The organism is Pseudomonas sp. NPDC090201 (assembly GCF_044746825.1).
Lineage (GTDB): Bacteria > Pseudomonadota > Gammaproteobacteria > Pseudomonadales > Pseudomonadaceae > Aquipseudomonas > Aquipseudomonas putida_AD.
The window spans coordinates 148,198-168,188 of the sequence record NZ_JBIVCX010000006.1 but is presented as its reverse complement, the minus strand read 5'-3'; the positions used below and the strand labels follow the sequence as shown (position 1 = coordinate 168,188).

15 protein-coding genes are annotated in these 19,991 nt (G+C 63.6%); 10 read left to right on the top strand and 5 right to left on the bottom strand.

Annotated elements, in window-relative coordinates:
* Positions 1–261: 261 nt before the first annotated feature.
* Entirely contained in the window at positions 262–1,827 is a 1,566-nt protein-coding gene (locus ACIPOO_RS18450; RefSeq protein WP_400608829.1) for an alkaline phosphatase D family protein, read from the top strand.
* A 236-nt stretch (positions 1,828–2,063) separates the two neighbouring features.
* Complete coding sequence (locus ACIPOO_RS18445; protein WP_274136476.1) at positions 2,064–3,005, top strand: AEC family transporter; 942 nt, start codon at positions 2,064–2,066, stop codon at positions 3,003–3,005.
* A 120-nt stretch (positions 3,006–3,125) separates the two neighbouring features.
* Here ACIPOO_RS18445 and ACIPOO_RS18440 read toward each other — a convergent pair whose 3' ends face one another.
* The 5 genes from ACIPOO_RS18440 to gatC form a co-directional block, all read right to left on the bottom strand.
* Complete coding sequence (locus tag ACIPOO_RS18440; protein ID WP_400608944.1) at positions 3,126–4,178, bottom strand: calcium/sodium antiporter; 1,053 nt, start codon at positions 4,176–4,178, stop codon at positions 3,126–3,128.
* 59 nt (positions 4,179–4,237) lie between these two features.
* Positions 4,238–4,612 (bottom strand): septal ring lytic transglycosylase RlpA family protein, encoded by a 375-nt coding sequence (locus tag ACIPOO_RS18435; RefSeq protein ID WP_400608826.1) that lies wholly within the window; start codon positions 4,610–4,612, stop codon positions 4,238–4,240.
* A 146-nt stretch (positions 4,613–4,758) separates the two neighbouring features.
* Positions 4,759–6,204 (bottom strand): Asp-tRNA(Asn)/Glu-tRNA(Gln) amidotransferase subunit GatB, encoded by a 1,446-nt coding sequence (gene gatB, locus ACIPOO_RS18430; protein WP_400608824.1) that lies wholly within the window; start codon positions 6,202–6,204, stop codon positions 4,759–4,761.
* 11 nt (positions 6,205–6,215) lie between these two features.
* Positions 6,216–7,667 carry an Asp-tRNA(Asn)/Glu-tRNA(Gln) amidotransferase subunit GatA gene (gene gatA / locus ACIPOO_RS18425; RefSeq protein ID WP_400608822.1) on the bottom strand — a complete coding sequence of 484 codons (1,452 nt, stop codon included), beginning with the start codon at positions 7,665–7,667 and terminating at the stop codon, positions 6,216–6,218.
* A 15-nt stretch (positions 7,668–7,682) separates the two neighbouring features.
* Entirely contained in the window at positions 7,683–7,970 is a 288-nt protein-coding gene (gene gatC / locus ACIPOO_RS18420) for an Asp-tRNA(Asn)/Glu-tRNA(Gln) amidotransferase subunit GatC (protein WP_074755999.1), read from the bottom strand.
* A 209-nt stretch (positions 7,971–8,179) separates the two neighbouring features.
* On the opposite strand from gatC, the gene mreB reads away from it, so the two are divergent.
* The 8 genes from mreB (at position 8,180) to tldD (ending at position 19,894) form a co-directional block, all read left to right on the top strand.
* On the top strand, positions 8,180–9,217 hold the full coding sequence (mreB, locus tag ACIPOO_RS18415; RefSeq protein WP_020292894.1) for a rod shape-determining protein MreB: 1,038 nt from the start codon (positions 8,180–8,182) through the stop codon (positions 9,215–9,217).
* A gap of 233 nt (positions 9,218–9,450) precedes the next feature.
* On the top strand, positions 9,451–10,584 hold the full coding sequence (gene mreC / locus ACIPOO_RS18410) for a rod shape-determining protein MreC (RefSeq protein WP_400608942.1): 1,134 nt from the start codon (positions 9,451–9,453) through the stop codon (positions 10,582–10,584).
* Complete coding sequence (gene mreD / locus ACIPOO_RS18405; protein ID WP_037012599.1) at positions 10,584–11,075, top strand: rod shape-determining protein MreD; 492 nt, start codon at positions 10,584–10,586, stop codon at positions 11,073–11,075. Before mreC ends, mreD begins: the two co-directional genes overlap by 1 nt.
* Before the next feature lie 262 nt (positions 11,076–11,337).
* A complete protein-coding gene (locus ACIPOO_RS18400) occupies positions 11,338–11,949 on the top strand; it encodes a Maf family protein (RefSeq protein WP_400608819.1) in 612 nt (203 codons plus the stop codon).
* On the top strand, positions 11,946–13,403 hold the full coding sequence (rng, locus tag ACIPOO_RS18395) for a ribonuclease G (protein ID WP_274133993.1): 1,458 nt from the start codon (positions 11,946–11,948) through the stop codon (positions 13,401–13,403). The genes ACIPOO_RS18400 and rng overlap by 4 nt, the downstream gene beginning before the upstream one ends.
* Positions 13,404–13,571: 168 nt before the next feature.
* Positions 13,572–17,387 (top strand): YhdP family protein, encoded by a 3,816-nt coding sequence (locus tag ACIPOO_RS18390; protein WP_400608817.1) that lies wholly within the window; start codon positions 13,572–13,574, stop codon positions 17,385–17,387.
* Positions 17,388–17,600: 213 nt separating this feature from the next.
* On the top strand, positions 17,601–18,452 hold the full coding sequence (locus tag ACIPOO_RS18385; RefSeq protein ID WP_400608815.1) for a carbon-nitrogen hydrolase family protein: 852 nt from the start codon (positions 17,601–17,603) through the stop codon (positions 18,450–18,452).
* Between the two features lie 2 nt (positions 18,453–18,454).
* Entirely contained in the window at positions 18,455–19,894 is a 1,440-nt protein-coding gene (tldD, locus tag ACIPOO_RS18380; RefSeq protein WP_400608813.1) for a metalloprotease TldD, read from the top strand.
* The last annotated feature ends 97 nt before the right edge of the window (positions 19,895–19,991 follow it).

The following is a 19,991-nucleotide window of genomic DNA, read 5'->3' as shown; positions in this document are numbered from 1 at the left end:
GCCGCCGTGCCCGCGCTGCGGGCGGCCCCGTCCCCCCCGCGAATCAAAAAAAAAAAAAAAAAAAAAAAAAAAACACCCCCCCCCCCCCCCCCCCCCCCGGCGGGGGGGGGGGGGCGCCCCCCCCCCCCCCCCCCCCACGGCGGCGGTCCAGATATCGCGCGTTATCAGGCCGATCGCGTGCATTGCTGAGTGTGCTGTCACACTTCCCCAACATTGCATTGCTAGGGTCCTCTTTTTGCCATTCATGAGAGAGGGATAGCAATGACCCGGTTCGACCTGACACGCCGTCGTATCATCCAGGCCGCTGGCGCCGGATTGCTGTTGCCGGGGTTGGCGCCTGCGGTCATCGCCTCGGTCAAGGACCGCCCGAAAATGACCGACGGCGTGCAGTCCGGCGATCTGCTCGGTGACCGCGCCATGGTCTGGAGCCGCAGTGACCGGCCCTCGCGCATGGTGGTCGAGTGGGACACCCGCAGCATGTTCAGCAACCCGCGCCGCACCGTCTCGCTGCTGGCCGACCAGCGCACCGATTTCACTGCTCGTGTCGAGTTGACCGGCCTGCCCACTGATCAGGCGATTTTCTACCGCGTGTTCTTCGAAGACGCCCAGACCGGCGTCGCCAGCGAACCCTGGTTCGGCCATCTGCGCAGCGTGCCGCAGACCCGTCGCGACATCCGTTTCGTGTGGAGTGGCGACACGGTCGGCCAAGGCTTCGGCATCAACCCGGACATCGGCGGCATGCGCATCTACGAGGCCATGCGTCTGCGTCTGCCGGACTTTTTCATCCACAGCGGCGACACCATCTACGCCGACGGCCCGGTCCCTGCCGAGGTGGTGACCGAGGGCGGCCGTATCTGGCGCAACATCACCACCGAGGAGAAGAGCAAAGTCGCCGAAACCCTGGATGAGTACCGCGGTGCCTACCGCTACAACCTGATGGACGAAAACCTGCGCCGCTTCAACGCCGAAGTGCCGCAGATCTGGCAATGGGACGACCACGAAATCACCAACAACTGGTCGCCGAGCAAACAGCTGGATGATCGCTACAAGGTCAAGGACATCAATGTGCTCACGGCCCGGGGGCGCCAGGCATTTCTGGAATACGCGCCGATGCGCCTGCAAAGCGCCGACAACGGCGGGCGGGTCTATCGCAAGCTCAGCTACGGGCCGATGCTCGATGTGTTCGTGCTCGACATGCGCAGCTACCGCGATGGCAACGATGCGAACCTGGCCGACAAGCCGGGGCCGACCACGGCGTTTCTGGGGCGCGAACAGCTCGACTGGCTCAAGCGCGAGCTCAAGGGCTCACAGGCGCAGTGGAAAGTCATCGCCGCCGACATGCCCATCGGCCTGGGCGTGCCGGACGGTGAAATCAGCCCCGGTGTGATGCGCTGGGAGGCCATCGCCAACACCGACAATGGCGCACCCAAGGGCCGGGAACTTGAAGTGGCCGAGCTGCTGGGCTTCCTGCGTCAACAGAAGATCCGCGACACCGTGTGGCTCACGGCCGATGTGCACTACTGCGCGGCCCATCATTATCACCCGGACCAGGCGGTATTCCAGGACTTCGACCCGTTCTGGGAATTCGTCGCCGGCCCGCTGAACGCAGGCAGTTTCGGGCCCAATACACTGGACAAGACCTTTGGCCCGGAGCTGGTGTTCCAGAAGGCACCGCCCGCGCAGAACACCTCGCCGTTTGCCGGGTTCCAGTTTTTTGGCGAGGTGAACATCGAAGGGCAGAGCGGCGAGATGACCGTGACCCTGCGGGATCTGGATGGGGTTGCGGTGTTCGAGAAGAAATTGCAGCCCTCGGATCACACCGCCTGACCTCCGTCCGCCGCGCCGCGTAACCCGTCGTCGGGCGCGACACATAACCCTGTAGGAGCGCGCTTGCCCGCGACGACGGTGTGTCAGGCGTAGAAGATCCAGCAGACACACCGCCATCGCGGGCAAGCGCGCTCCTACAGTCACCGGTTGTACGATAACTCTGCAATTGCCGGTAACACTTGCCTCGCCGCTGGCCTATCATTAGCCACCTAACGACGGGACAGGGTTTAGCGTGCATGCTGGCAATTTTCTGGGAAACCCTGAGCATCACCGCGCCGGTGTTCGCCATGCTGTTTCTGGGCGTGGTACTCAAGCGCGTCGGCTGGATCGACGACGGCTTCATTCACACCGCCTCATCGCTGGTGTTCAACTGCACCATGCCGGCCCTGCTGTTCCTGGGCATCATCCACGCCGACCTGCACGCCGCGCTGCAACCGGGTGTGCTGGTCTATTTCATCGTCGCAACCCTGGCAGGCTTTGCGCTGGTGTGGGGCTGGGCGATCTACCGGGTGCCCTTCGTCGAGCGCGGCATCTATGTGCAAGGCGCGTTTCGCGGCAATAACGGGGTGATCGGCCTGGCGCTGGCCGCCAGCATGTACGGCGACTACGGCATCTCCCTGGGGGCGATTCTCGCGGCGCTGGTCATCCTGTTTTACAACACCCTCTCCACGGTGGTGCTGGCGGTGTACAGCCCGGTGATCAAATCCGACCCGTGGAGCATCTGCAAAAGCGTGGTCGCCAACCCGCTGATCATCAGCATCGTCGCGGCAACGCCCTTTGCCTATTTTCAGATCGGCCTGCCGAAATGGCTCGATACCTCCGGCAGCTACCTGGCGCAGATGACCCTGCCGCTGGCGTTGATGTGCATCGGCGGCACGCTGTCGCTCAGGTCTCTGCGTGAAAGCGGTTCGCTGGCCATCGGCGCGAGCATGATGAAGATGGTCTGGCTGCCACTGATCTGCACCTTCGGCGCCTGGCTGCTGGGTTTCCGCCACGCGGAGCTGGGCATCCTGTTCCTGTACTTCGGCGCACCCACCGCCTCGGCGAGTTTCGTCATGGCGCGGGCGGCGGAAGGCAATCATGAGCTGGCGGCGTCGATCATCGTCATGACCACCCTGGCGGCGGCAGTGACGACGAATATCGGGATATTCATTTTGCAGTGGGGCGGGTGGATCTAGCCAGACACCCCTGATTGTAGGAGCGCGCTTGCCCGCGACCGCGGAGTGTCCGGCAACCTGTCGGCGACTGGCACACCGCCGTCGCGGGCAAGCGCGCTCCTACAGATGGAAATCGGAGTGTCAGTGCTGCCTGCGCCATGCCCGGAAGGTCGTGACCAGAACGCCCACCGCCAACACCGGCAATGCGTAATGAATCATCAAGCGCTCAAGTCGCTCTGCCAACGGCATACCGGTGGTGAACGACACGATGTGCAGCCCGTACACCGCGTACAGCCCCAGCAGCAACAGGCCTTCGAGCCGGGTGATGCGATAGCCCGAGTAGAACAGCGGCAGGCACAGCAGGGCGACGCCGAGCATCACCGGCAGGTCGAAATCCAGCGCGTTGGGCGAAATCGACAGCGGGCCGGTGGCGATCAGCGACGTGATGCCCAGCACCCCCAGCAGGTTGAACAGGTTGCTGCCGATGATATTGCCCACCGCGATGTCACGTTCGCCGCGCACCGCAGCGACCAGCGAGGTCATCAGCGCGGGAAGTGAAGTGGCCCCGGCGATCACCGTCAGGCCGAACACCCGCTCCGACAGCCCCAGGTCCGTGGCGACCACCACGGCAGCGCCTACCAGCAGATGGCTGCCCAGAATCATCAGGGTCAGGCCCGCGCCCATCAGCGCCAAGCGCAGTATGATCGGCCAGGTCCGGCGCCGGGGCAGGTCGTCGGTGCTGGCAGTGTGGCGCACGCCGTGGGCAAACTGGCGGGACACCACCAGCAGATAACCCGCCAGCGCGATCAGCAGGATCACCCCGTCGACGTTGCTCAGCTCGCCATTCCACGCCAGTGCGGCGACCAGCAGTGTGGCGCCGATCATCAGCGGCAGATCCACCCGCACCAGTTGCCGGGCCACGCGCAGCGGAATGATCAATGCTGACAGGCCGAGGGTGACCAGAATGTTGAAGATGTTGCTGCCGATCACGCTGCCCACGGCGATGTCGGTGCTGTCAGTCAGCGCCGCCTGCAGGCCGACGGCCATCTGCGGGGCGCTGCTGCCCAGCGCGACGACGGTCAGTCCGAGGAACAGCGGACGGGTTTTCAGCAGGGCAGCCAGGGTCACGGCGACACGCACCGACACCTCGGCGCCGACGATCATCAGCAGAAGACCACAGGCCAGCTCGATCAGCGTGGGCAGTGGCAGGGTCGACAGGGCAAGAATTCAGGGCACCTTCAAATCGGTCAGGGTCAGTCGTCGAGGGCTTGTACCCGCACTTGGGCGGTTCCGCTGCGCAGCATACCCAATTGTTCGGCGGCCCGGCGGGAGATGTCGATGATTCGGCCCCGGGTATGCGGGCCGCGGTCGTTGATACGGACGATGACCTTGCGGTCGTTGTCCAGGTTGGTGACCTGCACCCTAGTGCCAAAAGGCAGCTGGCGGTGGGCGGCGGTCAGGGAATTCTGGTCGAAGCGTTCACCGCTGGCGGTGCGCTGGCCTTGATGGCGCGAGCCGTAATACGACGCGCCGCCGGTGGCGTTGTAACCGTGTGGATCGATGATGCCTTCGCTGGCGCAACCGGCCAGCAGGGAGAGCAAGGCGCAAGCGCCGAGGAGCCGCCACATGAAAACAGTCCTTGTGCGATTTTCGATGGAACCTGTAGGAGCGCGCTTGCCCGCGATTGGTTCTGTCATCCGGCACATGCCTTTGTGACTAAATGCAATCGCGGGCAAGCGCGCTCCTACGGTTCATACGCGTACCGCGTTCTCCATCAACCTTCCAGCTTGCGCTTCAACACTTCGTTGACCTGCTGCGGGTTGGCCTTGCCCTTGGAGGCTTTCATGGCCTGGCCGACGAAGAAGCCGAACATCTTGCCGCGCTTGGCTTCATCGGCGGCGCGGTACTGCTCGACCTGCTCGGCGTTGGCGGCCAGCATGTCGTCCAGGATCGACTCGATGGCGCCAGTGTCGGTCACCTGCTTGAGACCGCGCTTCTCGATGATCTCGTCAGCGTTGCCTTCACCATTGGCCATCGCCTCGAAGACCATCTTGGCGATCTTGCCGGAAATGGTGTTGTCGGTGATGCGCTTGAGCATGCCGCCCAGCTGCTCGGCGCTGACCGGCGATTCGTCGATCTCCACGCCTTGCTTGTTCAGCAGCGAGCCCAGTTCCACCATCACCCAGTTGGCCGCAAGCTTGGCGTCACCGGCGATGCCGGCCACCTGCTCGAAATAATCCGCCTGTTCACGGCTGGAAGCCAGCACGCTGGCGTCGTACAGCGACAGGCCGAACTGCGACTGGAAACGCTCGCGTTTCTGCGGCGGCAGTTCCGGCAGGCTGGCGCGGGTCTGCGCAAGGAACGAGTCCTCGATGATCACCGGCAGCAGGTCGGGGTCCGGGAAGTAACGGTAGTCGTTGGCTTCTTCCTTGCTGCGCATGGCGCGGGTTTCGTTGGTGTTCGGGTCATACAGGCGCGTTTGCTGGATGACCTTGCCACCGTCTTCGATCAGGTCGATCTGGCGCTGGATTTCGCTGTTGATCGCTTTCTCGATGAAACGGAACGAGTTGACGTTCTTGATCTCGCAGCGGGTGCCGAACTCGACCTGGCCAACCGGACGAACCGACACGTTGCAGTCGCAACGCAGCGAGCCTTCGGCCATGTTGCCGTCGCAGATGCCCAGGTAGCGCACCAGCGCGTGCATCGCCTTGACGTAGGCCACCGCTTCCTTGGCCGAACGCATGTCCGGTTCGGAAACGATTTCCAGCAGCGGGGTGCCAGCACGGTTCAGGTCGATACCGGTCATGCCGCTGTAGTCTTCGTGCAGGCTCTTGCCGGCGTCTTCCTCAAGGTGGGCGCGGGTCACGCCGATGCGCTTGATGGTGCCGTCTTCCAGGGTGATGTCCAGGTGGCCCTTGCCGACGATCGGCAGCTCCATCTGGCTGATCTGGTAGCCCTTGGGCAGATCCGGGTAGAAGTAGTTCTTGCGGGCGAACACGTTGTGCTGACCGATCTCGGCGTCGATGGCCAGGCCGAACTTGACCGCCATCTGCACCGCTTCCTTGTTCAGCACCGGCAGGGTGCCGGGCATGCCTAAGTCAACCAGGCTGGCCTGGGTGTTGGGCTCGGAGCCGAACGTGGTGGCGCTACCGGAGAAAATCTTCGATTGGGTGGTGAGCTGGGTGTGAATCTCCAGCCCGATGACGACTTCCCATTGCATGTGTTTTCTCCTTAGAAGCCCGCTGGCGCACGAGTGTGCCAGTCAGTGACTTGCTGATACTGATGGGCAACGTTGAGCAGGCGGCCTTCCTGGAAGTACGGCGCGAGCAGTTGCACGCCCACCGGCAAGCCATCGGCAAAACCGGCCGGCATCGACAGGCCCGGCAGGCCCGCGAGGTTGGCGGTGATGGTGTAGAAGTCTTCCAGGTACGCGGAAATCGGGTCGGCGTTCTTGGCGCCGATCTTCCAGGCCGGGTTCGGCGTGGTCGGGCCCAGAATGACATCGACATCCTTGAACGCATTCATGAAGTCGTTCTTGATCAGGCGACGGATCTTCTGCGCCTGCAGGTAGTAGGCGTCGTAATAACCGGCGGACAGCGCGTACGCACCGACCATGATCCGGCGCTGCACTTCAGGGCCGAAGCCTTCGCCGCGGGAACGCTTGTACAGGTCGGTCAGGTCTTTCGGGTCTTCGCAGCGGTAGCCGAAGCGCACGCCATCGAAACGCGACAGGTTGGAGGAGGCTTCTGCCGGTGCGATCACGTAGTACGCAGGGATCGCGTGTTGCAGGTTCGGCAGGCTGACTTCCTTGACCACGGCGCCGAGCTTTTTCAGCTCTTCGACACTTGCCATGACCAGGTCGGCGATGCGCGAGTCCAGACCTGCGCTGAAGTATTCCTTCGGCACACCGATGCGCAGGCCTTGCAGCGAGCCGTTCAGGCTGGCGCTGTAGTCCGGGACCGGCTCGTCGATGCTGGTGGAGTCATTGACGTCGAAACCGGCCATGCCTTGCAGCAACAGGGCGCAGTCTTCGGCAGTGCGGGCCATGGGGCCGGCCTGATCCAGGCTCGACGCGTAGGCGATCATGCCCCAGCGCGAAACGCGACCGTAGGTCGGTTTCAGGCCGGTGAGGTTGGTCAGTGCGGCAGGCTGGCGGATGGAGCCGCCGGTATCGGTGCCGGTCGCGGCGGGCAACAGACGAGCGGCAACCGCCGCCGCCGAGCCACCGGACGAGCCGCCCGGTACGTGCTCAAGGTTCCACGGGTTCTTCACCGCGCCGTAGTGGCTGGACTCGTTGGCCGAACCCATGGCGAATTCGTCCATGTTGGTCTTGCCAAGTGTCACGGTGCCAGCAGCGGCCAGCTTGGCGACCACGGTGGCGTCGTACGGGGCCTTGAAGTTGTCGAGCATCTTCGAGGCGCAGCTGGTGCGGATGCCCTTGGTGCAGAACAGGTCCTTGTGCGCCAGCGGAGCGCCCAGCAGCGCGCCGGTTTCGCCAGCAGCGCGGCGGGCGTCAGCGGCCTGGGCCTGGGTGATGGCCAGGTCTTCGGTGACGGAAATGAAGCTGTTGATCTGCGGGTCCAGCTGGGCGATGCGCGCCAGCAGGGAGCGGGTCAATTCTTCGGAAGAAAACTTTTTTTCGGCCAGACCGCGAGCGATCTCTGCCAGAGTCATTTGATGCATTGCAGGCTCATTCCCTTAGTCGATGACTTTCGGAACCAGATAAAGGCCGTCTTCGACCGCTGGTGCGATGGCTTGATAGGAATCGCGATGATTGGCTTCGCTGACCACGTCTTCACGCAGGCGTTGCGAGGCTTCGAGCGGGTGCGCGAGCGGTTCGATGCCGGTGGTGTCGACCGCCTGCATCTGGTCGACCAACCCCAGAATACTGTTCAGTGCTTCGGTAGTACGCGGGATATCGGCGTCATTAAGACCCAGTCGGGCCAGATGAGCGATTTTTTCCACGTCGGAGCGATCAAGCGCCATGGGGGTTTCTCCAGTGGAATGCGTACGGACTTAACCGTACGTCAGATTGCGGAACACTTCGCGATTTAGACGGTCTTAACGCCGCGATCTTCGAGGGTAGTGCTCGGAAAAACAGCCAATTTAACATATTGGCTCCTTGCCCAAAATCCCTGTCGTTGTTAGAGTTTGCCGCACTTTTTTACCCACGCGTTCCCTAGGGTCCCTTTCCCATGTTCAAGAAACTGCGTGGCATGTTTTCCAGCGATCTTTCCATCGACCTGGGCACTGCCAACACCCTTATTTACGTGCGTGAGCGCGGTATTGTCCTGAACGAGCCATCGGTTGTGGCCATTCGGACCCACGGAAATCAGAAGAGCGTCGTTGCTGTCGGGATGGAAGCCAAGCGCATGCTGGGCCGTACCCCGGGCAACATCGCTGCCATTCGTCCGATGAAAGACGGCGTGATCGCCGATTTCAGCGTGTGCGAAAAGATGCTCCAGTATTTCATCAACAAGGTTCACGAAAACAGCTTCCTGCAGCCTAGCCCTCGCGTGCTGATCTGCGTGCCGTGCAAATCCACCCAGGTTGAGCGTCGCGCCATTCGCGAATCGGCCCTGGGCGCCGGTGCACGTGAAGTGTTCCTGATCGAAGAGCCAATGGCCGCTGCCATCGGTGCCGGCCTGCCGGTCGAAGAAGCCCGCGGCTCGATGGTCGTCGATATCGGTGGTGGTACCACTGAAATCGCCCTGATCTCGCTCAACGGTGTGGTTTACGCCGAATCCGTACGTGTGGGCGGCGACCGTTTCGACGAAGCGATCATCACCTACGTGCGTCGCAACTACGGCAGCCTGATCGGTGAATCCACCGCAGAGCGCATCAAGCAGGAAATCGGTACTGCCTACCCGGGCGGCGAAGTGCGTGAAGTCGACGTACGCGGCCGTAACCTGGCAGAAGGCGTGCCACGCGCCTTCACCCTGAACTCCAACGAAGTGCTGGAAGCGTTGCAGGAATCCCTGGCAACCATCGTTCAGGCCGTGAAAAGCGCGCTGGAGCAATCGCCTCCGGAACTGGCTTCGGACATCGCCGAGCGCGGTCTGGTGCTGACCGGTGGTGGTGCGCTGCTGCGTGACCTGGACAAACTGCTGGCCCAGGAAACCGGTCTGCCGGTCATCGTCGCGGAAGACCCGCTGACCTGCGTGGCTCGTGGCGGTGGTCGTGCGCTGGAAATGATGGACAAGCACACCATGGACCTGCTCTCCAGCGAATAAGTCGCCGGATTGCACCATGATGTCGAACGGGTGGCGCTTATGGCGCTGCCCGTTTGTGTCTGACCTGTTGACGTCCCGCTCTTGTATTGAGAGCTTGACGCTGCAAGGCTTGCACACCTTATTTCCGTCAACCCGCACCAGGCCGGTTTCATGTCCCATGAATAAGCACAGCCAAACACAAGCATCCCTGGAAGGAGCGGCCCATTAAACCGCTTTTCTCAAAGGGCCCGTCGCTGGGCGTTCGTCTGTTGGTGCTGGTCGTCCTGTCCGTGGCCGTCATGGTCGTGGATGCGCGTTTCACCCTGCTCAAGCCCGTTCGCAGCCAGATGTCGCTGGTGCTGATGCAGTCGTACTGGATCGCCGACCTGCCCGAACGTTTGTATCAGGGCGTTGCCAGCCAGTTTGGCAGCCGCACTGAACTGGCCGCCGAAAACGAAAAACTCAAGACCGAGAACCTGCTGCTCCAGGGCCGCCTGCAAAAGCTGGCTGCACTGACCGAGCAGAACGTGCGTCTGCGCGAGTTGCTCAACTCCTCGGCGCTGGTCAACGAGAAGGTCGAAGTCGCCGAACTGATCGGCATGGACCCCAACCCCTTCACCCACCGCATCATCATCAACAAGGGTGAGCGCGACGGCGTGGTGCTCGGCCAGCCGGTGCTCGATGCCCGCGGCCTGATGGGGCAGGTGGTCGAGCTGATGCCGTACACCTCCCGCGTGCTGCTGCTGACCGACTCCACCCACAGCATTCCGGTGCAGGTCAACCGCAACGGCCTGCGCGCAATCGCCAGCGGCACCGGCAACCCGGAGCGCCTGGAACTGCGTCACGTGGCTGACACTGCCGACATCAAGGAAGGCGACCTGCTGGTGAGTTCCGGCCTGGGCCAGCGCTTCCCGGCGGGTTACCCGGTGGCGACGGTCAAGGAAGTGATTCACGACTCCGGCCAGCCGTTCGCGATCGTTCGCGCCGTGCCGACCGCCGCCCTGAACCGCAGCCGTTACCTGCTGCTGGTGTTCTCTGATGGCCGTTCGCCCGAAGAGCGCGCTGCCGATGCCGCGCAACAGCAGGAATCACTCGACCGCCAGGCCGCCGATCCGTCTGCCGTGCCGTCAGCCACCGTGCCGGGCGCTGCGCCCGCCGCGACCCCGAACAAGCCAGTGGTTCCGGCCACCGTGCCCAAACCTGCCCACAGCACGTCTACGGCCCCGGCTGGCGCTCCTGCCGCTGCACCGGCAAGCAACACGCCAGCAGCGACGCCGGCCAAGCCTGCGGCGAGCAAACCGCCTGCCCATCAACCGGCCAAGCCCGCTGCGCCCAAGCCTGCAACGCCTGCGCCGGCCCCTGCGGCAACGCACGAGAGGGAAGAATAATGGCTCGTCACGCCCCCGCGCGAAACGGCTGGGTGGTCTGGCTGACGTTCGTCATCGGCCTGCTGCTCAGTGTTTCTCCGCTTCCGCAATTCATGGAGATCTTCCGCCCGCTGTGGCTCGCGCTGCTGCTGGCGTTCTGGGCGCTGGCATTGCCGCACAAGATCGGCATGGTCACCGCCTGGATGCTGGGCCTTGCCGAGGACGTGCTCTATGGCACCTTGCTGGGCCAGAACGCGCTGATCCTGACGCTGATTACCTTTCTGGTGCTGTCGTTGCAGCAGCGCCTGCGCATGTTCCCGATGTGGCAGCAATGCCTGGTGATTCTGGTGATCTTTGGCCTGGCGCAGTTGGTGCAGCTGTGGCTCAGCGCATTGACCGGCAACCGCCAGCCGACGCTGGCGCTGGTGTTGCCGGCACTGGTCAGTGCCCTGCTGTGGCCGTGGGTCAGTTATGGCCTGCGCGGATTGCGGTTGCGCTTGAAGATCAATTGAGGACTGCTTTTGATTCTGGCCGCAGGCCGTAGGAGCGTGGCTTGTCCCGCGATCTGGCGCGTAGCGGCAGCGAAACCATACAGCCCGGTTTCATCAGACATAATGCATTCACCGGTTTTGCTGCCGGTTCCCGGCAGATCGCGGGACAAGCCACGCTCCTACGCCCTTCGGGCAGAAGCGGGATCTGCGGCGAGGATTGACGGAAGCGTCACCCGTTTTCACGCAACGCCTAAGCTTGTGATCACTGACACGGAGACGTCCCATGCCACAACTTCTGCTCGCCTCCGGCTCCCCGCGTCGCCGGGAATTGCTGACCCAGATCGGCGTGCCGTTCACCACGCTCGCCGCCGATATCGACGAAACCCCGCTTGACCACGAAACCCCGGCCGCCTATGTCGAGCGTCTTGCCCGTGGCAAGGCCGATGCCGGTCTGTTGCAACTGGCCAATGACCCTGCGTACCCCACCGCCTGCGTGCTCGGCGCCGACACCGCCGTGGTGCTCGATGGCCGCATCCTCGGCAAACCCGTCGATGAGGCGGACGCCCTGGCCATGCTCGCCGCCCTGTCCAACCGCGAACACGAAGTCCTGACCGCCATCGCCGTGGTCGACGAGCAGCACTGCGAGACTCGCGTGATCACCAGCCGCGTGCGTTTCCGCGCGATTTCCACTGAAGAAGCCCGCGCCTACTGGGCCAGCGGCGAGCCGTGCGACAAGGCTGGCAGCTACGGGATTCAAGGACTGGGCGCCGTGTTCGTGGAACATCTGAGCGGCAGTTATTCCGCAGTGGTCGGCCTGCCTTTGTGCGAAACCGCAGAAATCCTGCAGCGTTTCGGCATACCCTGTTGGCAATGCCTGGAAGGTAACAAGCCATGAGTGAAGAGATTCTGATCAACATCACGCCGATGGAGTCGCGCGTGGCCGTCGTCGAAAACGGTGTGTTGCAAGAGGTTCACGTCGAGCGGACCCAGCGTCGGGGGATCGTCGGCAACATCTACAAAGGCAAGGTCGTGCGGGTGCTGCCCGGCATGCAGGCGGCGTTCATCGACATCGGCCTGGACCGCGCCGCGTTCATTCACGCCTCGGAAATTTCCATGCGCGAAGGCCCGGCCGTGGAGACCATCAGTTCGCTGGTCCACGAGGGCCAGAGCCTGGTGGTGCAAGTCACCAAGGACCCCATCGGCAGCAAGGGCGCGCGCCTGACCACTCAGCTGTCCATTCCGTCGCGTTACCTGGTGTACATGCCGCGCACCGCCCACGTCGGCATTTCCCTGAAGATCGAAGACGAAGCCGAGCGCGAGCGCTTGAAGCAAGTAGTCACCGACTGCGTGGCCAAGGAAGGGATCAAGGAGAAGGGCGGGTTCATCCTGCGCACAGCCGCCGAAGGCGCCGGCGCCGATGAAATCATGATGGACATCCGCTACCTGCGCCGCCTGTGGGACCAGATCAGCGAGCAGATCAAGACCATCAGCCCGGCCAGCGTCATCTACGAAGACCTGGGCCTGGCCCTGCGCACCCTGCGCGATCTGGTCAGCCCCCGCACCGAGAAGATTCGCATCGACTCGCGGGAAACCTTCCAGAAGACCACTCAGTTCGTGGCCGAACTGATGCCGGAAATCGCCGACCGCCTCGAACACTATCCCGGCGAGCGGCCGATCTTCGACCTCTACGGTGTCGAGGACGAAATCCAGCGCGCCCTGGAGCGCAAGGTGCCGCTCAAGTCCGGTGGGTATCTGGTGATCGACCCGGCGGAGGCGATGACCACCATCGACGTGAATACCGGCGCGTTCGTCGGCCATCGCAACCTTGAAGAAACCATCTTCAAGACCAACCTGGAAGCCGCCACCGCGATTGCCCGCCAGCTGCGCCTGCGCAATCTGGGCGGCATCATCATCATCGACTTCATCGACATGGAAGACGGCGAACATCAGCGCCAGGTGCTGCGCACGCTGGAAAAACAGCTGGAGCGTGATCACGCCAAGACCAACATCATTGGTATCACGGAGCTTGGGCTGGTGCAGATGACGCGCAAGCGCACCCGCGAAAGCCTTGAGCAGGTGCTGTGCGAGCCGTGCAGCAGTTGCCAGGGCCGGGGCAAGCTGAAAACCCCTGAAACCATTTGCTACGAGATTTTCCGGGAGATTCTGCGCGAAGCTCGTGCCTACCAGGCGCTGGGATATAGGGTGCTGGCCAACCAGAAGGTGGTGGATCGCCTGCTCGACGAAGAGTCGGGTAATGTGGCGGAACTCGAGGTGTTCATCGGCCGGACCATCCGTTTTCAGGTCGAAACCATGTATTCCCAGGAACAATATGACGTCGTGCTGCTCTGATCTGGCTCAAAACGTTTCTTGAAAGAATACCGAGCCCTCAGGGGCCGCAGGCATGGATGCCCTCCACAGAGATTGCTGCGTGACAAATGAGCAAAACCCGGACATACCCGCAACCGCACCAGTGAGCCGGATGCCATTTGCAGTCTCTGTGCACGGAGGCCCGGTGGCATGGAGCGTATGACGCGATTCTTCGCGGCCCTGACCCGTTGGGGCCTAAGCCTGTGCGCGCTGTTCGTGGTGCTGGTCGCGCTGTACGTCAGTGTGGGCCGGGAGCTGGTGCCGATGGTGGCCGAGTACCGCGCCGACGTCGAAGTCAAGGCGCAGGCCGCCGTGGGCATGCCGGTCAATATCGGGCGCCTGGAAGGCAGCTGGAGCGGCTTTGCCCCTGTATTCGTGGCGCGCGACGTGATGGTCGGGCAGGGCGCCGGCACCGTGCGCCTGGATCAGGTTCGGGCAGTGCCGGACCTGTGGGCCAGCCTCAAGGCGCGTCAGGTGCGCCTCGCCCGCCTGGAAGTGGACGGCCTGCAGTTGTCGCTCAAGGAGGACAAGGACGGCCACTGGGCACTGCAAGGGCTGCCCGTGCAGGACGACAAGCCGTTCGACCCCGAGCAGGCCCTGACCCAGATGCGCATGGTGTCGCAGCTGTCGTTGTTCGACAGCCAGATCACCCTGCAACCCTACGAGCAATCCCCGCTGACCCTGACCTACGTCAGCATGACCCTGCGCACCGGCAGCTATCACCAGCGCCTTGACGCCCGGGTGACGCTGCCGGATGGCCAGCCGCTGTCGCTCAACGTGCGCTCGAAGATCCGCGCCAGCGCCTGGCGTGACGCCGAGGCCGAGGCGTACCTGAGCGTGCCCCAGAGCGACTGGTCCAAATGGCTGCCCAAGAGCCTGGTCGGCGACTTGCACATCAAGACCCTCAAGGCCGGTGGCGAATTCTGGCTGACCTGGGGCAAGGGCAACCTGCAAACCGCTGTCGCCCGGATCAACGCCCCGCAGTTCAAGGGAGCTTACGCGGATCGCAAGTCGTCGAAGCTGGACAACCTGGCGCTCAATGCCTGGTTCCAGCGCAGCGACACGGGTTTCAGCGTGGCCCTGGATTCGCTGGCAATGGACATCGCCAGCAAGCGCTGGGAAAGCCGGGTGCAACTGACACAGACTGCGGCAACGTCTGACAGCGAAGAGCTGTGGCACGTACAGGCCGACCGGCTGGATCTGACACCGGTCACGCCGCTGCTCGATTCCCTGGCCCCTCTGCCGGACAAGCTCATGGTGGTGCTCGATCACCTGAACGTCACCGGCGGCCTGCGCAACGTGCTGCTCGACTACCGTCCCAAGGCCGAAGGTGCCAGGCGCCTGGGCTTTGCGGCGAATCTGGACAAGGTCGGCTTCGACGCCTACCACGGCGCGCCCGCGGCAGGAAACGTCAGCGGCGCCATCAGCGGTGACCTGGGCGGCGGCGAGCTGCGCCTGAACACCGACGATTTCATGCTGCACCTGGACCCGATCTTCAAGAACGCCTGGAATTACCGCCACGCCGATGCACGCCTGACCTGGGCGCTGGACGATCAGGGTTTCACGCTGATTGCGCCGTACATCAAGGTGCTGGGGGATGAGGGCAAGATCGCCGCCGATTTCCTGATTCGCCTGCATTTCGACCACGATCAGGAAGACTACATGGACCTGCGCGTCGGGCTGGTGGATGCCGACGGTCGCTACACCGGCAAATACCTGCCCGCCGTGCTGAGCCCGGCGCTGGATCACTGGTTGCGCACGGCCATTGTGAAGGGCGACGTCGAGCAGAGCTTTTTCCAGTACCAGGGCTCGATCAACCACGATGCGCCGGATGTGGCGCGGGTCATCAGCCTGTTCTTCAAGGTGCATAACGCCACCCTGGACTTCCAGCCTGGCTGGCCACAACTGACTGGCGTGGACGGCAACGTGTTCGTCGAGAACAGCGGCGTGCGGATCCGCGCCAACAAGGGCCAGTTGCTCGACACCCAGGTGCGCAACGTGGCCGTGGACGTGCCCCATGTGCCGTCCGGCCAACCCAGCCACCTCTTGGTGGACGGCGATTTCAACGGCAGCCTGCAGGACGGCATGAAGATCCTCCAGGAAGCGCCCATCGGCACCGGCCAGACCTTTGCCGGCTGGCAGGCCGAAGGGCCGCTGCAAGGCCACATCAATCTGGACGTGCCGCTGGTCAAGGGCCAGGAGCCCAAGGTTGCGGTGGACTTCAACACCGACAGCGCGCACCTCAAGTTGCCTGACCCGGAGCTGGACCTGACCCAGCTCAAAGGCAACTTCCGCTTCGACTACAACAAGGGCCTGAGCGGCAAGAACATCAAGGCCATGGCCTTCGACAAGCCGCTGAACGCGGAAATTTTCGCCGAAGGCAAACCCGGTGCGCTGGTTACCCGGATCGCTGCCAGCAGCCAGATCGCTACCAAGCGCCTGACCGACTGGCTGGGCGTCACCCAGCCATTGCCGGTGTCCGGTGACTTGCCGTATCAGTTGCAGTTGACGCTCAACGGCGCCGACAGCCAGTTGCAGATCAACTCCAGCCTCAAGGGCGTGACGGTCGATCTGCCTGCGCCGTTTGGCAAGGCGGCCGACGACACCCTCGACACCGACTTCCGCATGAACCTGCAAGGCGCCGAGCGGCGTATCGGCGTTGGCTACGGCAATCTGGCGAATTTTGCCTTCGCGGCACCCGCCGGCAAGTTCGCCGACGGGCGTGGCGAGTTGTTTCTGGGTGAAGGCGGGGCGGTAGTGCCGGATGCCAAGGGCCTGCGTGTGCGCGGTTCGCTGTCCGAGCTCGATATCGCGCCCTGGCAGGCGATGGCGCAACGCTACGCCGGCAATGACCCAGGCGGCAGCGCCAAGCAGTTGCTCAGCAGCGTCGATCTGCAGATCGGCAAGCTGACCGCCATGGGCACGACCCTGGATCAGGCTGGCGTTCAGCTCAAGCGCAACGAAGCCAGTTGGAGCCTGGCCCTGGACAGCGCCAAAATCAAGGGCTCGGCGACCTTGCCGGACAGCAAGGCCACGCCGGTCGATATCAATCTGCTTTACGTGCGCCTGCCAGCGCCGGACCCGAACGCCGCCGTGGTGGAGAACGCCCCGGATCCGCTGGCAGACGTCGATCCGCACAACATTCCGGCGATGAACATCAAGATCACCCAGCTGTTCCAGGGCGATCAACTGATGGGCGCCTGGTCGCTCAAGGCGCGTCCGACGGCCAATGGCATCCAGTTGTCGGACATGGACCTGGGCCTCAAGGGCATCTCCCTGGTCGGCAATGGCGGCTGGGAAGGCACGCCGGGCTCGACCAGCAGCTGGTTCAAGGGCCAGGTGGCGGGCAAGAACCTGGCCGACGTGCTGAAAGCCTGGGGCTTTGCACCGACCGTCACCAGCCAGTCGTTCGAGATGAACGCCGATGGCCGCTGGCCCGGTTCGCCTGCCTGGGTGGGCTTGAAGCGCTATTCCGGCAGTCTGGATGCGACCTTGAAGAACGGTCAGTTCGTGGAAGTCGAGGGCGGCGCCCAGGCGTTGCGGGTGTTTGGCCTGCTCAACTTCAACTCCATCGGGCGGCGCCTGCGCCTGGACTTCTCGGACCTGCTGAGCAAGGGTTTGAGCTATGACCGGGTCAAGGGGCTGCTGGTGGCCAGCGATGGCGTCTACGTGACCCGCGACCCGATCACCATGATCGGGCCGTCGAGCAATCTGGAGCTCAACGGCACGCTGGACATGGTCCGCGACCGGGTCGATGCGAAGCTGCTGGTGACGTTGCCGGTGACCAACAACCTGCCGATTGCCGCGCTGATCGTCGGCGCGCCAGCCATTGGCGGGGCACTGTTTCTGGTCGACAAGCTGCTGGGTGATCGCGTCGCGCGCTTCGCCAGCGTGCAATACAAGGTCGAAGGCCCGTGGAAAGAGCCTAAAATCACCTTCGACAAACCGTTCGAGAAACCACAGTAAGGCCAGACCAGGCCAGGCGCCTGTAGGAGCGCGCTTGCCCGCGATTACGGTGGGTCAGCTACACATGTGTTGGCTGAAACGACGCCATCGCGGGCAAGCGCGCTCCTACGGGACCGAGGCGACACCGGATTCCTCCGGCATCCCCGGTTCCCGGTGCGCGCTCTTGGGGCTGTCTTGGAGTACAGTGCAGTTCTATCGATCAAGGAGCGTTCAATGTCCTTCGCTGTGATTCAGATGGTCAGCCAGAGCGATGTCCAGGCCAATCTGGCCCGCGCCCGGGCGCTGCTGGAACAGGCTGCCGCATCGGGTGCCAGGCTTGCCGTGCTCCCCGAGAACTTCACGGCCATGGGTCGGCGCGACGTCGCTGCCATCGGTCGCGCAGAAGCCCTGGGCGAAGGACCTATCCTGCCATGGTTGAAACTCGCCGCCCGTGACCTCAAGTTATGGATAGTCGCCGGGACATTGCCGCTGCCGCCCCAGGGCCAGCCAGACGGCAAGGTCACGGCGTGCTCGTTGCTGATCGACGATCAGGGCCAGCAGGTGGCGCGCTACGACAAGCTGCATCTGTTCGATGTGGACGTGGCCGACGCCCGTGGCCGCTATCGCGAATCCGACGACTACGCCCACGGCAACCACGTGGTGGTGGCCGATACACCCGTGGGCAAGCTGGGTCTGACCGTGTGTTACGACCTGCGCTTTCCCGAGTTGTACACAGCCCTGCGAGAAGCCGGGGCCGAATTGATTACCGCGCCGTCGGCCTTTACCGCCGTGACCGGCGCGGCGCACTGGGAAATCCTGCTGCGCGCGCGTGCCATCGAAACCCAGTGCTATGTGCTGGCGGCCGCGCAGGGCGGGGTTCATCCGGGGCCGAGGGAAACATTTGGGCACGCAGCGATCATAGATCCATGGGGCCGCGTGCTGGCCGAGCAGGCACAGGGTGAAGCCGTGCTGCTTGGCCAACGAGACAGTGAAGAGCAAGCGTCCATACGGGCGCGGATGCCGGTTACCAACCACCGGCGATTTTTTTCGCAGGACGCCTTGCGGCCTGCCAATACCCCGGAGTGAATATGAGCGACTTGTCCTCTGTCAGCGAACACCTTCTGGCGCCAGGCGGCCTGAGCATCGACAGCCTGCAATCGGTGCTGGGGGAGCTTGCCGGTCCCGGGATCGACGCTGCCGACCTGTATTTCCAGGGCCAGATTTCCGAGTCCTGGGCGCTGGAAGACGGCATCGTCAAGGAAGGCAGTTTCAATCTTGATCAGGGCGTCGGCGTGCGCGCGCAATCGGGTGAGAAAACCGGTTTTGCCTACAGCAACGCGATCACCCCTGAGGCCCTGAGCCAGGCCGCCCGTGCGGCCCGCTCGATCTCCCGCGCCGGGCAGAATGGCCGCGTGCAGGCCTTCACCACTCAAGACGTGGCCCAGCTCTACGCGCCGGACAACCCGCTGGAAGTCCTGACCCGCGCCGAAAAGGTCGATCTGCTCAAGCGCGTCGATGCCGCCACTCGCGCCCTGGACCCGCGCATCCAGCAGGTTTCGGTGAGCATGGCCGGTGTCTGGGAACGCATTCTGGTGGCCTCCACCGATGGCGGCCTGGCCGCTGATGTGCGCCCGCTGGTGCGCTTCAACGTCAGCGTGATCGTCGAGCAGAACGGCCGTCGCGAGCGCGGCGGCCATGGCGGCGGCGGGCGTACCGATTACCGTTATTTCCTGCAGGAAGACCGCGCCATGGGCTATGCCCGCGAAGCACTGCGTCAGGCGCTGGTCAATCTGGAAGCGATTCCGGCCCCGGCTGGCACGCTGCCAGTGGTGCTGGGTTCCGGCTGGTCCGGTGTGCTGCTGCACGAAGCGGTAGGCCACGGCCTGGAAGGCGACTTCAACCGCAAGGGCAGCTCGGCCTACAGCGGGCGCATGGGCGAAATGGTTGCTTCCAAGCTCTGCACCATCGTCGATGACGGCACCCTGGCCGGGCGTCGCGGCTCGCTGAGCGTGGACGACGAAGGCACGCCGACCGAATGCACCACCCTGATCGAGAACGGCGTGCTCAAGGGCTACATGCAGGACAAGCTCAACGCCCGCCTGATGGGCGTGGCGCGCACCGGTAACGGTCGTCGCGAGTCCTACGCGCATCTGCCGATGCCGCGCATGACCAACACCTACATGCTGGGCGGCCAGAGCGATCCGGCGGAAATCATCGCGTCGGTGAAGAAGGGCATCTACTGCGCCAACCTCGGCGGTGGCCAGGTCGATATCACCAGCGGCAAATTCGTGTTCTCCACCAGCGAAGCCTACCTGATCGAAGACGGCAAGATCACTGCGCCGGTCAAGGGCGCGACGCTGATCGGCAACGGTCCGGAGTGCATGAGCCGGGTGTCGATGGTCGGCAACGACCTGTCGCTGGACAGCGGCGTGGGGACGTGCGGCAAGGACGGGCAGTCAGTGCCGGTAGGTGTGGGTCAGCCAACGCTGAAGATCGATGCGATCACAGTGGGTGGTACGGGCGGGTAAGGGGTTGCATCAGGTACCTGTGGGAGCGAGCTTGCTCGCGAAGGCGGTGTGTCATTTTGAGACTTGGTGTCTGACACGCCGCATTCGCGGGCTAGCC